Genomic DNA, 14161 nt, shown 5'->3' with positions numbered 1-14161 from the left:
TCTGCGGCCGGTGACCAGGCCGCCGGCCGCGAAGATCCCGCCGACGGCACCGGCCCGACGGGCCCTGACTCCCCCGAGGAGCCGTCCGAGGTGGTTCAGGCCCCGAAGGCTACCGTCGCCACCGCCGAGGACACCTCGACGCAGTCAATCTCCGTGGTCGCCGCCACCATCTCCGAGGACATCTCGACTACCGCGCTGCCCGTCGTCGAGGCCAAGCCGCGCTAGTCGTGACCGTCCGGATGCCCTAGGCGCCGCCGGTGTCGGGGCCCTGTTTCCGGCCGCTTTGGGCCCGGCCGCTTTGGGCCCGGCCGCTTTGAGTCCGCCCGCCCTGGCCCAGGGCGGCTGCCACGATTGACTCGAGCCGTTCCGCTGATCCCAGGTCGTGCGGGCGGACCACCTGATTGTCCGCCACGTAATAGAACGCGGCCCGGACTTCGTCCAGCGGAACGCCCTTGAGCCGGGACCAGGCCAGCCGGTAGACAGCAAGCTGAACGGCCTTGACTTTGAGTTGGCTAGCGGCCGGCCGGCGGCCGGTCTTCCAGTCCACCAAATCCCAGCCTCCGTCCGCGTCCCGGAAAACGGCGTCGATCCGGCCGCGGACCACCACATCTCCGATGCGCGTCTCGACCGGCACCTCGACATGGGCCGGTGCACGGTGGGCCCACTCCGACTGGCGGAACGTCTCCACCATCGCGTCCAGCCCGTAGGCCTCATCGATATGGTCGTCCGAGCCGGCCGCCTCGCCGAGGTCCAGCATGCCGGCGGCACCGAAATACTCCTCCACCCAGGCGTGGAAGGCGGTGCCCTTGCGCGCCGACATCCCCGGCTCCCGCGGGATCGGCCGCCGCAGCCGCGCGACCACGGAGTCGGGGTCGTCTTCCAGCTCGACAAGGGTGGACGCGGAAATGTGGCCCGGCAGGTGGACATCCTGCACGACGTTCCGCCGGGAGCGGCGCTCCAGCAGCATCGCTGCCTCGCGGGTCCAGCCCGCGGCCGGTCCGCGGAGGAGCCGGAGCTGTTCGCCGCTCCGGAAGCCCTCCGTCGGGCCGGTCGGGTCCAGAACGCTTTCCGGCGCGCCGCCGGCCAGGGACGCCAGCACCCGGGCCGCGGCTGCCTCCATTGCCGCCCGCCCGGCGACGAGCCTGAGCCGCGAGCCGGTGCGCGGGTCGACCGGACCCTCGAGGGGGTCGTAGGGCCACAGCGCCAGCTCCAGTTCCGAGGTCAGCGGGCTCTTCTCCGGCAGTGATTCCTCGCTGACGGACCGGGGATGGATCTCCGCGTGCCCACCGCCGGAGAGCCCCTCAAGCTCCGCCAGGAAGGGTGACATCTCCGCCATGCCCGCCCGGGAGCCTACCCAGGCTGCACTGGATACCCAGAGGACATGTTTGGCGCGGGTGTAGGCCACATAGGCCAGACGCCGCTCCTCGGCCTCGCCGTGGACCTGGACGGCCGACTTAAACTCCTTCTCGGCGTCGAGCCAGCCCTTCTGGTCCGGCTGGTCCACGTCCCATTGCGGCAGGTCCGCCCGGTCCCCGCGCAATGGCCAGGGGAGCGCGGCGCTGCCGCTGCTCCAGCGCGAGTCGCGGCTGCTCGGAAAAGCGCCGGCATTGAGCCCGGGGACGAACACAACATCCCATTCCAGGCCCTTGGACGCATGCACGGTCAGCAATTGCACGGCCGCGTGGTTCACTTCGGCTGCGGCGGCATCCAGGCCGTTTTCCTCAGCGGCCGCGGCCTCCAGCCAGGCGAGGAAGGCCAGCACGTCGACGCGGTGGGAGGTGAACAGGAATCCTGCTGCAGCATCCTGGAAAGCGTCCAGGTTCCGTCGCGCCTGGTGGACGCTGATCCCCGGCCGCGCGGCGACCTCAATATCGAGGAGCATCGCGCGCTCGACCTCGCCGAGCAGCGTGGTGAGGTCATCACCCATGAAACCCCGCAGCTGGCGCAGTTCCGCCGAGAGGCGCTGGAGCCGTTCCAGCGCCTCGGGGGTGAGCGCGCGGCCGTGCCGGGAAACCCAGCCTTCGCGCGGCAGCCAGTCCAGCGCTTCGATCAGGCTGGCGGCATCTGTGAGGTCGCCCTCGATCACCGTTCCATCCGCGCCGGCGTCGGTGTCGGCATCGTCCGCGTCGGAGCTGCCGGGGCGTCCCCGGCGCCGCGCAAGGAAACTGGACCAGTCATGGAAGGCCATCAGGTCGGCCGGCCCGATCCGCCAGCGCGCTCCGGCCAGCAGCCGCATCAGGGAATCCGACCGTCCCGGATCGGCCAGGACCCGCAAAGTGGCGACCAAATCCACTATTTCGGGAGTATCCAGCAGTCCCCCGAGACCGACGATTTCGTACGGGATGCCCCGCTGCTCGAATTCGCGGCGGACGCACTCCATCTGCGCCCGCCGCCGGCAGAGCACCGCCATCGCGGGGGGCTCGGGATGCTCCGCAGCCGACGCCTCGAAGTCCGTCACCCGGAACTTCAGCACGTCGCCGGCGATGGCCGCGGCTTCATCCTCGTCCGTGGCAAAGCGGCCCATCACCACCCTGCCCTGGACCGCGGCCGGGCTCGGCCGCAAGGGCGGCACCTCTACGGTTTCGGCTGTGTCCCGTGCGCCGGCGGCGCCTGCATGGGCGGCTGCCTTGCTGAGCGGCCCGGAAATGACGTTGGCGGCGGAGAGGATGTTCCGGCCGTTGCGCCACGCGGTGGTGAGGTACGACGTCGGCGCCACGGCGAAGCGGGGCGCGCCGACGTTCCTGTCCGCTTCGCCTTCGGCGCCGTCGGCGGGGCTGTCGGCGGCACTGTCGGCGGCACTGTCGGCGGAGTCGATCCGGAGCGGGAATTCCCGGACGAAATGGAACAGCTGCCCGGCGGAGGCGCCGCGGAAGCCGTAGATGGACTGGTTCGGGTCGCCCACCGCGGTCACGGCGTGGCCGTCGCCGAAGAGCCGGGAGAAGAGCACCAGCTGGGCGTGGGAGGTGTCCTGGAATTCGTCCAGCAGCACCACCTTGTAGCGCTGGCGCTCGGTTTCCGCGGCGACCGGGATTTCGTTCGCCACCCGCGCCGCCAGGGCCACGAGGTCGCCGAAGTCCAGTGCGCCCCGGGCACGTTTGGCGTCGGTGTAGCGCCCCACCATGTCCGCGACGCTGGCCCGCGTGCGGAGCAGGGCGCTGAGCTCGCCGGCGGCCTGGCTCGGGTTCTTCTTGGCGGTGGCGAGGTACGGCAGGGCCTCGAACTCCGCCACCCGCTCAAGCAGCCAGCCGCGGACCCCGGCAGGGTCCTGCAGGTGCTCAGCGCATTCCCCGGCGAGCTGGATCACCGCTTTGACCAGGGTGGACTTGGCTGCGCGGAAATGCTCGTACTCACCGTCAAACGCCTCCACGACCTCGCTGGCGAGCTGGAAGGACTGGGCAGCGCCGAGCAGCACGACGTCGCGTTCCACGCCGAGCCGGAGGCCGTAGTCGGACACGATTCCACTCGCATAGGAGTGGTAGGTGGAGACCTTGGGCTCGAGTGCATCGGTACTGAGCAGTCCGGCCGGAAAGACCTGGTTCCCGGAGTCCGCGGCGGCAATCCGCTGCAGCGCGGCCAGCTTGGCACGGATGCGCGTGGCAAGCTCCCCGGCGGCCTTGCGGGTGAAGGTCACGCCGAGCACTTCCTCGGGCCGGACCCACCCGTTGGCCACGAGCCAAACGACACGGTCCGCCATGGTTGCTGTCTTTCCGGAGCCTGCACCGGCGATGACCAGCCGGGGCGTCAGGGGGGACGCAATAATCAGCGATTGTTCCGGCGTCGGACTGTTCTTCTCCCCCAGCATCGCGGACAGCTCCTCGGGGCTGAACCTGGGGACCGGAAGAGCTGCGGGAAGCACCGCCGGCCGGGTCCGCGGCGTTTCCTCGGTGGTCATTCGGTAACCTGCTTTCCTCGTGCGCACAGCGGACAGACTTCGGGCAGCCGGCAGCCGTGGCCGCCGTGTCCGCTCTTGGACGGGTCGTGCCGCGCCTCAAAGGTGTTGCCGGACATCACGCGCGCGGCATCACCCACCATGTCCAGCGCCCAGTTCACCGCCGGGTCCAGCGCTGCCTGGGCCTGGATGCCGGGGCTTTTGGTGGTGGTCCCGAGCTGGGCCAGGACGGCACCGCCCGGAAGTGGCGGCGGACCGTCGTCGGGGCCGGCAAAGCCTCCTGCCAGGACGGCTGCCTGGTAGGCGCCCAGCTGCGGGTGCCGCTCCAGGTCGGCTTTGCCGGGCTGCCGTTTCCCGGTCTTGAGGTCCACAACGACCAGACGGCCTGCGGCGTCGATCTCAAGCCGGTCGACCTGCCCTCGCAGCACGGCCGGGCGGGCCGGCCAGGGCTCACCTCCGTCGTCGCTGCCGGTGCTGGCGGCCCGGGATTCCGGGGCGACGTCCGGCAGCTTCACCTCGAAGTCCTGTTCGACGCCCACCAGGCTGCGGCCTTCGGCGCGCATGAGCAGCACGTATTGTGCCAGCTTCCGCACCATGGCCTCGGCGCGCTGGAAGTCGAGCCGGCCTTCCCAGTTGTCCTTCATCCCGAGCGCGGGCCAGCGGCGCACGAGTTCGGCCACGTACTCGTTGCCCGAGGCGTCCGGCAGGTCCTGCGCGATGGCGTGGACGAGGGTCCCGAGGCTGCGGGCGAAGTCGGTCGCCGCCTCGCCTCCCGCCGCCTGGACGAACCAGTCCAGAGGTGATTTCTGCACCGTTTCAACCTTCGACGGTGAGACGTACACCGTGCCCCCCGCCGGCACCACGGGCGCATCGGAGGACAGCGGCGCCAGACCCCACCAGCTTCCGGGATGCGCCCCGGGCACGGGCGGTTCCGCGGCCGCCAGGGCGCCCAGCACGGCGGTTGCCTCGGCAGCCTCGGCAGCGTCCAGCTGCGCATACTGGCGCAGTTCCGCCACGAGGGCGCGCAGGGTCAAGGGCCGTTCCACCGGGGTGAAGCCTCGCCGGTCCTGGTCCGGATGCAGTGGCGCCACGTAGTCCAGGAACGATGAGGGCTGCTCGTCTTCCGAAGACACGGCGGTGCAGATCAGCTCCTGCCGGGCCCGCGAGACCGCGGTGGAGAAGCTCCGCAGCTCGTCGTAGCGGATTTCCCGCAGCCGGCTGAGCGGGTCCAGCTGCAGCGCATACTCCACCCCGTGTTCGACGGCGTCCGCGAACAGGGTGCTGCCCAGCAGTTCTCCGCGGAGCCTGGTGTTGGGCCATACGCCCTCCTGGAGTCCCGGAACGATCACGACCGGCCATTCCCGTCCGGCGGCGCTGGCGGGGGTCAGAAGTTCCACGGCGTCCTCCAGCTGCGCCCTCGCCGCCAGGGTGTCCATCGGCAGTTCCTGGCTGAGCAGGTACTCAAGGAACTGTTCGGGACCGGAGCCGGGAAGCTGGTCCACGTAGCGCTCGGCAGTGTGGAACAAGGCCATCATGGCGTCGAGGTCGCGGTCGGCGCGGGCTCCGGCCGCTCCCCCGGCCAGCGCAGCCTCGGTCCACCGTGAAGCGAGTCCGGTGGAGTTCCACAGGGCCCACAGCACCGTTTCGGCATTGCCGCCGGGCGCCTGCGCGGCTTCCCTGCCGGCGAGGATCATCCGGGCTATCCGGCGTGCGGAATGCCCCTCGATGCCGAGCGTGGCCAATGCCCCTGGCTCCAGCAGGGCCTCGACGAGGAGCGCATCGCTGGTGCGGCCGCCACCTCCCAAGATTTCCTCCCGGCGCAGCGACTGGCGGAGCCGGCGCAGTTCAATCGACATGGCGCCGCCGATCCGTGACGTCAGGAGGGCCACGGCCGCCTCGGGAGTCAGCACGGCCGGATCCAGCACGACGGCGTAGGCATCGAGCAGGGGCCGGACGGCGACTTCGTCGCGGACGGCGGATTCCGCCACCGGGATCCGGACCGGGATGCCCTGGCCCGAGAGGTAACGCTGCAGTTGTCCGAGCTGGCCGCCGTTGCGGACGATCACGGCGATCTCGCCCAGTTCCCGGCCGTCGTTCAGCTGTGCTTCGAGGATCCGCTGCGCCACGTAGCGCAGTTCGTGGACCGGGGACGGCAGCAGGTGCGCCTCGACCCGGCCGGCTCCGAGGTCGCCCGCTTCCGGGCGGGCTGCTGCCGGATCGGCTGCTTCCGGGCCGCCGGCGCACGCGCCGTCGGTACCCGGGGATGCGTCCCGGCCGGGCTGCTGGAGCCGGCGGGCCGACTGCCCGCCGGCGCGGCGGGAGATGCGCCCGGCCACCAAGAGCCAGGCCTCCGCCACGGCGGGGGTGTGGCGGTGCGCCGTCGAGAGCGGGCGTTCGAGGACGGCGCCGCCGGCGGAGGCAAGCAGCCGCGGCAGCTCGGCGACCAGATCCGGCCGGGCGCCGCGGAAGCCCTGGACCACCGTGTCCGGGGAGAAGGTGATGAGGGAATCCTTGCCCGCTGCGATGTCCGCGAGCAGTTCGAACACGGCGGGGTTCGCTTCCTGGATGTCATCCACCAAAACCAGCTGCAGCCGGCCGCGCTCGGCCGCCAGGAAGTCCGGGGCGTCCTGGAAGATCTGGCGGGCTGCGGTGATGATGCCCGCCGGGTCGAAGGCCTCGGGCATCCGCAGGTCCAGGACATCCCGGTATTCGGAATACAGGGTGGCCGCGGCCACCCAGTCGGGCCGGTGGCAGCGCGCCGCCAGGACCACCAGGTCCTCGGCCGTGCGTCCGGATTCGATGACCCGGTCAAAGAGCTGGCGGACCTCCTGCCGGAATCCGCGGGTCTGCAGGGCGGCCCCCAGGTCTTCCGGCCAGGGCAACTCGAGTCCGGGCCGCGCATGGCCTTCGAGGAGTTCCTTGATGATCAGGTCCTGCTCCGGGCCGGACAGCAGCTTCGGCGGACGCGGCAGCGGCAGGATGCCCTCGGCTTTGGCGCGCCGGATCACATCGAAAGCATAGGACGCCCAGGTGCGGGCCGGCGTCGTACTCAGGCTGCGGTCCAGCCGGGCGGTGAACTGGTCCCTCAGCGTGTCGGCCGCGAGCCGTCCCGGTGCCAGGATCAGCACCCGTTCCGGGTCCAGGCCATCGCGCCGGGCGCGGTGCACGGCCGCCTCCACGAGCACCGTGGATTTGCCGGTCCCCGGGGCGCCGGGGACAAGGACGGGTCCGGAACCATGCGGAACGTCGACGGCGGCGCGCTGGTCCGCTGAGAGCGACGGCACGGCGGTGTGCTGTTTGCGGGGTGGAAGCAGGCGGAGAGTGGGGTTCTGGCTGGAGGTGCTCACACAGTCATTTCATCATCGGGCGCCGACATTTTATGCAGGGTGCGTTCGAGCCGTCCGGCGATCGCGTCAATCCGGTCGAAGTCAGCGTCCGAGGGAGCCCACCGCGCCGACATCAGGTCGACACGCCACCGCCCTTCGCCGGTGCGGAGGTACTCCGTGTAGCTTCCCAGCAGCGGGGTGCCCTCCCGGATGTACAGTGCCAAGGCCTCGCGCTCGTGACCCGGCGGCGCCTCCCCGCTGGCCTTCAGGACGCGCCACCAGGGGACGGAGCTGCCGTGGTGGCTCAAAACGGATCCGACCTGCCGGGCGCCGCCGGAACCCAGGAGTTCGGCAACGTCACTGTAGGACACTGCGGTGCCTGCGGGGATCAATGCCACAAGTTCCAGCACCGCCTCCACATACTCCATCCGCATGACTTAAGCGTAGCCGGGCAAGGCCCCCGTCTGTTCAGCGCCGGCCCGTCCGCTCCTTTGACAGGGCCTCTAACCACCATGCGAGGCGGCCGGCGCGGGTGGCGCATGACTGTCGGCGGCAGCAGGTAGCGTTGACGCATGACCACTTGGAACACCCTCCCCCGCGCAGCCTTCGACCTCGAAACCACCGGCCGGAACTCGCGCTCGGCCAGGATCGTCACCGCGTCGGTCACCGTGGTGGATTCCGACGGCGGGCTCATCAAGGAACATGAATGGCTCGCCGATCCGGGTGTGGAGATTCCCACCGAGGCCAGTGATATCCACGGCGTCACCACCGAAAAGGCCCGCAGCGAGGGCCGGCCTGCCGCAGACGTGACACGGGAAGTGGCCGCGGTGCTCCAGGAACTGTTCGACACCGGCGTCCCCGTGATCGCTTTCAACGCCAGCTACGACTTCACCGTGCTCGCTGCCGAATCGGCCCGGCACGGGGTGCCCCAGCTGAGCCGCTTCCCGGTGCTGGACCCCTACATCATGAACAAGCAGGTGGACCGCTACCGCAAGGGCAAGCGCACCCTGACCGCCCTGTGCGAGGAGTACGGCGTCAGCCTGGACAACGCCCACACTTCGGCGGCGGACGCGCTCGCCACCCTGCGCATGCTCGATGCCATGGCGGGGAAGTTTCCGAAGCTGCGGATGCCGGCCAGTCACCTGCACCAGCTGCAGGTCGATTGGGCCTCCGCCCAGGCCACGGATTTCCAGACGTACCTGCGCAAGACCAAGCCTGCCGCCGTGATCGAGGGCGACTGGCCGGTGCTGCCCCCGGAAGATGCCAGCCGCGGGGACTTCTAGCCGTGCACCAGCCCAAGCCGGCCCCGCAGCGCCCCTATCGGTATGCTGGGACGGAGATCACAGGCCGTTCCCGGCGCCGACGCGCAGGGAGGGCGGGGCAGGGATTCCGCCCAGCCCGGGGTCCGCATGGCCGCAGCGCGCCCGCGGGCTTCGAATCCCGAACGATCTACGCCAAGCACCGTGATTCGCTGAACTTTCTGCGTAAGTGGATGCGAAATAGGCGCGCTGACATAATTTAGTTCAGACGCGTGCGTGTGTTATCCCGCGCCGAATCCCCAAACGCCAGAGGATCAATGATCACAGTTACCGACCTTCGCAAGGTCTACCGGCAGGGCAAGAAGGAAGTGGTGGCCCTCGACGGCGTCACTCTTTCGGTACCGAAGGGGTCCATCCACGGCATCATCGGCCACTCCGGCGCGGGCAAGTCGACCCTCGTGCGCTGCCTGACCCTGCTGGACCGCCCGACGTCCGGCTCCGTCAGCATTGACGGAACCGAACTCAGCTCCGTCCGGGACTCGGAAATCCGCGCGGCCCGCCGCCGCATCGGCATGGTGTTCCAGCACGCCAACCTGATGGACTCCCGGACCGCGGCCGGCAACGTGGCCCACCCGCTCGAACTGGTGAAAACCCCGAAGGACAAACTTCAGGGCAAGGTCGCCGAACTCCTGAAGCTCGTGGGGCTGGAGGGCTTCGAGGATGCCTATCCCGCACAGCTTTCCGGGGGCCAGCGCCAGCGCGTGGGTATCGCCCGCGCCCTGGCCTCGGACCCCGATGTGCTCCTCTGCGACGAGCCCACATCCGCCCTGGACCCCGCCACGACCGATGAAATCCTGGACCTGATCCAGGAGCTGACCCGGCGCCTGCAGCTCACCGTGTTGATCATCACGCACGAAATGAACGTCGTGAAGCGCGTCTGCGAGTCCGTGTCCCTGCTGTCCCGGGGCCGGATCATTGAACACGGCGCCCTGCGTGAGGTGGCCGGCAACCTGGAGAGCAGGCTTGCCCGCGCGCTGCTGCCGCTTCCGGCGTCGGAACCGCTGCCCGGCGCACTGCAGCGAGGCCCTGCCCTGGAGATCCTGTTCTCCGGCGACAGCGCCAAGGAGCCTGTGCTGACCGGCGTTGCGCGGCACTTCGACATCGACATCAACGTCCTGGCCGGCAGCGTCGAAACCCTGGGCGGCCAGCAGTTCGGCCACCTGCGCGTGCAGCTGGCCGAGAACGCCGACGTCGACGCCGTGCTGGGCTACCTCCACGACCGCGGTATCGCGGCCAAGCGCGCCGCGCCGGCGGCCGCCGCGGAGCCCGAATTTCCGGACACCGGGACCGACCTTGCGGACACCGGCTCCGGCTCTCCTCTCCGGAATTCTGTCCTTCCCCGCGGGGAACAGGGAGATATCTCATGAACGACATCTTCAGCAATCCCGTCCTGGTCAAGGCACTGCCCGAGGCCATCGTCGAGACCCTCCAGATGGTCGGCATCTCCGCGTTCTTCACGGTGCTGATCGGCCTTCCGCTGGGCGTTTTCCTGCACGTCTCCGCCCCGGGCGGGCTGCGGCCGATGCCGGTGATCAACCGGATCCTCAGCGATGTGATCGTCAACATCACCCGGTCCATCCCGTTCGCCATTCTGATGGTCGCCCTCATTCCGCTGGCCCGCGCCCTGACCGGCACCAGCCTCGGTCCAGTCGCCGCCTCGGTGTCCCTGTCGATCGGCACCATCCCGTTTTTTGCCCGGCTCGTGGAGACATGCCTGCGCGATGTGCACCACGGCAAGATCGACGCGGCCCAGGTGATGGGCTCCACGAACATGCAGGTCATCAGCAAGGTGATGCTGCGTGAATCCCTGCCCGCCCTCGTCGCGGCCACCACCACCACGGTAGTCACGCTCGTCGGCTATTCCGCCATGGCCGGGCTGGTCGGAGGCGGAGGCCTCGGCAAGCTGGCGTACAACTACGGCTTCCAGCGCTTCGATGTCACGGTCATGCTCGTCACCATCGTGCTGATCATCGTCCTGGTCCAGGTCATCCAGCTCGTGGGCGAGCGGATATCCCGCGGTCTCGACCACCGCTGACCCTCGGCTCCAGCGGCTTAACCCTGCAGCGCGGCCTGACCCCGCCGGACCGCCGTCTTCCAAACCATTACCCCTGCAGCGGGTAGCCACCCTCTGCATCTGCGCGGATCACGGCGTCGACGTCGTGATTCCAGCTACTTCGAAAGGAACACATCCAATGCGTAAGTCACTTACCCTCCTGGCCACCGGCATTGTCACCGCCCTGACGCTGACGGCTTGCGGTGGTTCATCCACCCCCAGCGCCGAGGTCAAGACCCTTGACCCCGCCAACCCGGTCACCCTCTCCGTCGGCGCCAGCCCCGTCCCGCAGGCGAAGATCCTGGAGTTCATCAACCAGGACCTCGCGCCCAAGGCCGGCCTCAAGCTGGACATCAAGGAGATCGAGGACTACCAGACGCCGAACACCGCACTGAGCGACGGCTCGCTGGACGCCAACTACTACCAGCACTTGCCGTGGTACGAGGACCAGGTGAAGACCAAGGGCTACAAGTTCGGCCACGGCGAGGGCGTCCACATCGAGCCGTACGCCGCATTCTCGGAAAAGGTCACGGACATCCAGGACATCCAGGACGGCGCCAAGGTCGCCATCACGAATGACCCGTCCAACCAGGTCCGTGCCCTCAAGGTCCTCCAGGTCGCCGGCCTGGTCAAGGACATCAAGGACGACAGCTCCGTGCTGACCCTCACCGACGAGCAGAACCCCAAGAAGCTCAAGTTCTCCGAGAACCAGCCCGAACTGCTGATCAACGACCTCAAGGATCCTTCCGTGGACCTGGCCCTGATCAACGGCAACTTCATCCTCAAGGCCGGACTGAGCACCGAGAACGCCCTGGCCGTGGAGTCCGTGGAGAACAACCCCTACGCCAACTTCCTGGCCTGGCGCGAGGATTCCAAGGACGACATCCGGATCAAGAAGCTCGAAGAGCTCCTGCACTCCCCCGAGGTCAAGGCCTTCATTGAAAAGGAATGGCCGAACGGCGACGTGACTGTCGCTTTCTAGGCGTTTCCAGGCCGCGGCCCGGCCGCAGCTTAAACACCCAGGGCACCCGCCGCGGCGGGTGCCCTGAGTGTTTAACAACGACTGGTCAAAACGACGCAGCCGGGTGCGACCCGGCCGGTGCCTACGCCTTCGCGGCCGCCGCCGCCTTGGCCGCGGCGGGCAGGGCGTCGAAGATCCGGTTCATCGCGGCGTCGTCGTGCGCGGCGGAGAGGAACCACGCCTCGAAGACGGACGGCGGGAGGTAGACGCCGGAGTCCAGCATGGAATGGAAGAACGGCGCGTACCGGAAGGACTCCTGGCCCTGGGCGTCATCGTAGTTGCGGACGCCGCGGGCGGAGGTGCCGAAGGCCACCGAGAACAGGTTCCCGGCGCGCTGGATGGAGTGGTCCACCCCGGCCGTGTCCAGCGCCGCGGACAGCGCCGCGGAGAGCTCCAGTGACCGGGCGTCCACGAAGGAGTAGACCTCCGGGGTCGCATGGGTCAAGGTCGCGACGCCGGCGGCCATGGCCACCGGGTTCCCGGAAAGGGTGCCGGCCTGGTAGACCGGGCCCACGGGGGCGAGATAGTCCATGACCTCCGCGCGTCCGCCGAGGGCCGCCGTCGGCATGCCTCCGCCGATGACCTTGCCGAAGGTCAGCAGGTCCGGTGCCCACGGCCGGTCCGCACCGGCCGCTCCGCCGGTGAGCCCCCAGTAGCCGGAGTACCCGGTGCGGAAGCCGGTCAGGACCTCGTCGAGGATCAGCAGGGCGCCGTGTTCGCGCGTGATGCGGGCCAGCCCGGCGTTGAACCCTTCGCCGGGGGAAACCACGCCCATGTTGGCCGGCGCGGCCTCGGTGATGACGGCGGCGATGTTGGGGCCGTGCGCGGCGAAGGCGGCTTCGACGGCGTCGAGGTCGTTGTAGGGCAGCACGAGGGTCTCGGCGGCTGTCGCGGCGGTGACGCCGGCCGAGCCCGGCAGCGCGAGGGTGGCGACACCGGAGCCGGCAGCGGCGAGGAGCCCGTCGAGGTGGCCGTGGTAGCAGCCGGCAAACTTGATGATCAGGTCCCGGCCCGTGAAGCCGCGCGCCAGCCGGACGGCGGTCATGGTCGCTTCGGTTCCGGTGGAGACCATCCGGACCCGCTCCGCGGCGGGGACGCGTTCCTTGACGATCGCCGCGAGGTTGGCCTCATCCGGCGTCGAGGCGCCGAAGGACAGACCGCGGTCGACGGCGGCGTGGACGGCCGCGAGGACCGCCGGGTGGGCGTGCCCCAGCAGCGCCGGCCCCCAGGAGCAGACAAGGTCGACGTATTCGGCCCCGTCCGCGTCCGTCAGGTAGGCGCCCTTGGCGGAGATCATGAACCGCGGCGTCCCGCCGACGGAGCCGAAGGCGCGGACGGGCGAGTTCACGCCGCCGGGCATCAACTGGCGGGCACGGTCGAAGAGTTCCTCGTTGCGAGGGCTGCTGGAAGTCATGGTTCCTATTCTTTCAGGTGCTTTCACTTGGCTGCTGCCGTGCCCAGGGTAGTCCCGGCCAGCACGGCAGCCACGCGGGGCGCCACTTCGGTGCCGAACAGTTCGATGGACCGCATCATGGCGGCGTGCGGCAGCGTGCCGCTGCTGTACTTCAGGTCGAAGCGGTCCACGCCGAGGTTCTTTTTGAGCAGCACGATCTTCGCGGCGACGGTCTCCGGCGACCCGACGTACAAGGCGCCCTCCGGCATGCACATCGCGTCGAATTCGCCCCGGTTGCCCGGTCCCCAGCCGCGCTCGGACCCGATCCGGTTGCGCTGCGCGAGCCAGTGCGGGAACAACTCCTCCCGCGCCTCCTCATCGGTGGCGGCAACGTGGCCGGGTGAATGGGTGGCCATCTGCTGCATCGGGTGGCCGTACTTGGCCATCGCCTCGCGGTAGAGCTCGGCCAGGGGCGCGAAGGCGCGGGGTTGTCCGCCGATGATGGCGAAGATGATCGGGTAGCCGTACTCGGCGCAGCGCAGCACCGACTCGGGGGTCCCGCCGACGCCGATCCAGGCCGGCAGCAGATGGTGTTCGAGCGGCGGGTAGACACTCAACCCGTTGATGGCGGGCCGGGTGCGGCCTTCCCAGTGCACGGGTTGCTGCGCCCGGACCTTGTCAAAGAGCTCAAGCTTTTCCTCGAACAGGACCTCGTAGTCCGCCAGGTCGAGGCCGAACAGCGGGAAGGATTCGATGAAGGAGCCCCGGCCCAGCATGACCTCGGCGCGGCCGTTGGCGATGGCGTCCACGGTGGAGAAGCGCTGGAAGACCCGGATGGGATCATCCGAGCTGAGCACGGTCACGGCCGAGCCGAGCCGGATGTTCCTGGTCCGGGCCGCCGCGGCGGCAAGGAACACCTCCGGGGCGGAGACGGCAAAGTCCCGGCGGTGGTGCTCCCCCACGGCGAAGGCGTGCAGCCCGACCTCGTCCGCGAGCTCGGCCTGTTCCAGCAGCTGGCGCAGCACCTGGGCGTGCGGGACGGGGTGCCCGTCCGGGAAGACCCCGACGTCGCCGAAGCTGTTCAGGCCCAGCAGGATGCGCCCGGGCCCCCCGGGGCGCCGTGGGGTGCGCCATAAACTCCGGATCCGGCACGGACGCAG

Annotated in this window: 9 protein-coding genes; 4 read left to right on the top strand and 5 right to left on the bottom strand. The window is 69.5% G+C overall.

The features are described 5' to 3' along the window. Positions 1-244: 244 nt before the first annotated feature. The 3 genes from QFZ69_RS05125 to QFZ69_RS05115 are packed head-to-tail and all read right to left on the bottom strand — an operon-like array spanning position 245 to position 7649. The gene (locus QFZ69_RS05125; RefSeq protein WP_306916076.1) at positions 245-3892 is read right to left on the bottom strand and encodes an ATP-dependent DNA helicase; all 3648 of its coding nucleotides are present in this window, start codon (positions 3890-3892) and stop codon (positions 245-247) included. Then, positions 3889-7236: an ATP-dependent DNA helicase gene (locus QFZ69_RS05120; RefSeq protein WP_306916074.1), complete on the bottom strand. Its 3348-nt coding sequence runs from the start codon at positions 7234-7236 to the stop codon at positions 3889-3891. The genes QFZ69_RS05125 and QFZ69_RS05120 overlap by 4 nt, the downstream gene beginning before the upstream one ends. Beyond that, entirely contained in the window at positions 7233-7649 is a 417-nt protein-coding gene (locus tag QFZ69_RS05115; RefSeq protein ID WP_306916072.1) for an MGMT family protein, read from the bottom strand. The genes QFZ69_RS05120 and QFZ69_RS05115 overlap by 4 nt, the downstream gene beginning before the upstream one ends. A 138-nt stretch (positions 7650-7787) precedes the next feature. On the opposite strand from QFZ69_RS05115, the gene QFZ69_RS05110 reads away from it, so the two are divergent. From QFZ69_RS05110 to QFZ69_RS05095, 4 genes are all read left to right on the top strand, one after another. Continuing rightward, on the top strand, positions 7788-8498 hold the full coding sequence (locus QFZ69_RS05110) for a 3'-5' exonuclease (RefSeq protein WP_306916070.1): 711 nt from the start codon (positions 7788-7790) through the stop codon (positions 8496-8498). Between the two features lie 293 nt (positions 8499-8791). After that, positions 8792-9901, top strand: a complete 1110-nt coding sequence (locus QFZ69_RS05105) for a methionine ABC transporter ATP-binding protein (protein WP_306916069.1) — start codon at positions 8792-8794, stop codon at positions 9899-9901. Beyond that, on the top strand, positions 9898-10569 hold the full coding sequence (locus tag QFZ69_RS05100) for a methionine ABC transporter permease (RefSeq protein WP_306916068.1): 672 nt from the start codon (positions 9898-9900) through the stop codon (positions 10567-10569). Before QFZ69_RS05105 ends, QFZ69_RS05100 begins: the two co-directional genes overlap by 4 nt. Positions 10570-10726: 157 nt before the next feature. Further along, positions 10727-11569, top strand: a complete 843-nt coding sequence (locus QFZ69_RS05095) for a MetQ/NlpA family ABC transporter substrate-binding protein (RefSeq protein ID WP_306916067.1) — start codon at positions 10727-10729, stop codon at positions 11567-11569. A 121-nt stretch (positions 11570-11690) separates the two neighbouring features. Here QFZ69_RS05095 and hemL read toward each other — a convergent pair whose 3' ends face one another. Together hemL and QFZ69_RS05085 are read right to left on the bottom strand one after the other, a co-directional pair. Next, complete coding sequence (gene hemL / locus QFZ69_RS05090; RefSeq protein WP_306916065.1) at positions 11691-13022, bottom strand: glutamate-1-semialdehyde 2,1-aminomutase; 1332 nt, start codon at positions 13020-13022, stop codon at positions 11691-11693. Positions 13023-13045: 23 nt separating this feature from the next. After that, on the bottom strand, positions 13046-14161 hold the full coding sequence (locus QFZ69_RS05085) for an LLM class flavin-dependent oxidoreductase (protein WP_373463159.1): 1116 nt from the start codon (positions 14159-14161) through the stop codon (positions 13046-13048).

The sequence above is a fragment of the Arthrobacter sp. V1I7 genome (assembly GCF_030817015.1).
Taxonomy (GTDB): Bacteria; Actinomycetota; Actinomycetes; order Actinomycetales; family Micrococcaceae; genus Arthrobacter.
Note: the sequence above shows the minus strand (reverse complement) of the source record. Positions and strands in the feature narration are given on the sequence as shown.

Excerpts from the sequence above, each read along its gene's own strand:
- QFZ69_RS05110 (WP_306916070.1), top strand. The coding sequence starts at position 7,788 with ATGACCACTTGGAACACCCTCCCCCGCGCAGCCTTCGACCTCGAAACC.
- QFZ69_RS05100 (WP_306916068.1), top strand. The coding sequence starts at position 9,898 with ATGAACGACATCTTCAGCAATCCCGTCCTGGTCAAGGCACTGCCCGAG.
- QFZ69_RS05105 (WP_306916069.1), top strand. The coding sequence starts at position 8,792 with ATGATCACAGTTACCGACCTTCGCAAGGTCTACCGGCAGGGCAAGAAG.
- QFZ69_RS05125 (WP_306916076.1), bottom strand. The coding sequence starts at position 3,892 with ATGACCACCGAGGAAACGCCGCGGACCCGGCCGGCGGTGCTTCCCGCA.
- QFZ69_RS05095 (WP_306916067.1), top strand. The coding sequence starts at position 10,727 with ATGCGTAAGTCACTTACCCTCCTGGCCACCGGCATTGTCACCGCCCTG.
- hemL (WP_306916065.1), bottom strand. The coding sequence starts at position 13,022 with ATGACTTCCAGCAGCCCTCGCAACGAGGAACTCTTCGACCGTGCCCGC.
- QFZ69_RS05115 (WP_306916072.1), bottom strand. The coding sequence starts at position 7,649 with ATGCGGATGGAGTATGTGGAGGCGGTGCTGGAACTTGTGGCATTGATC.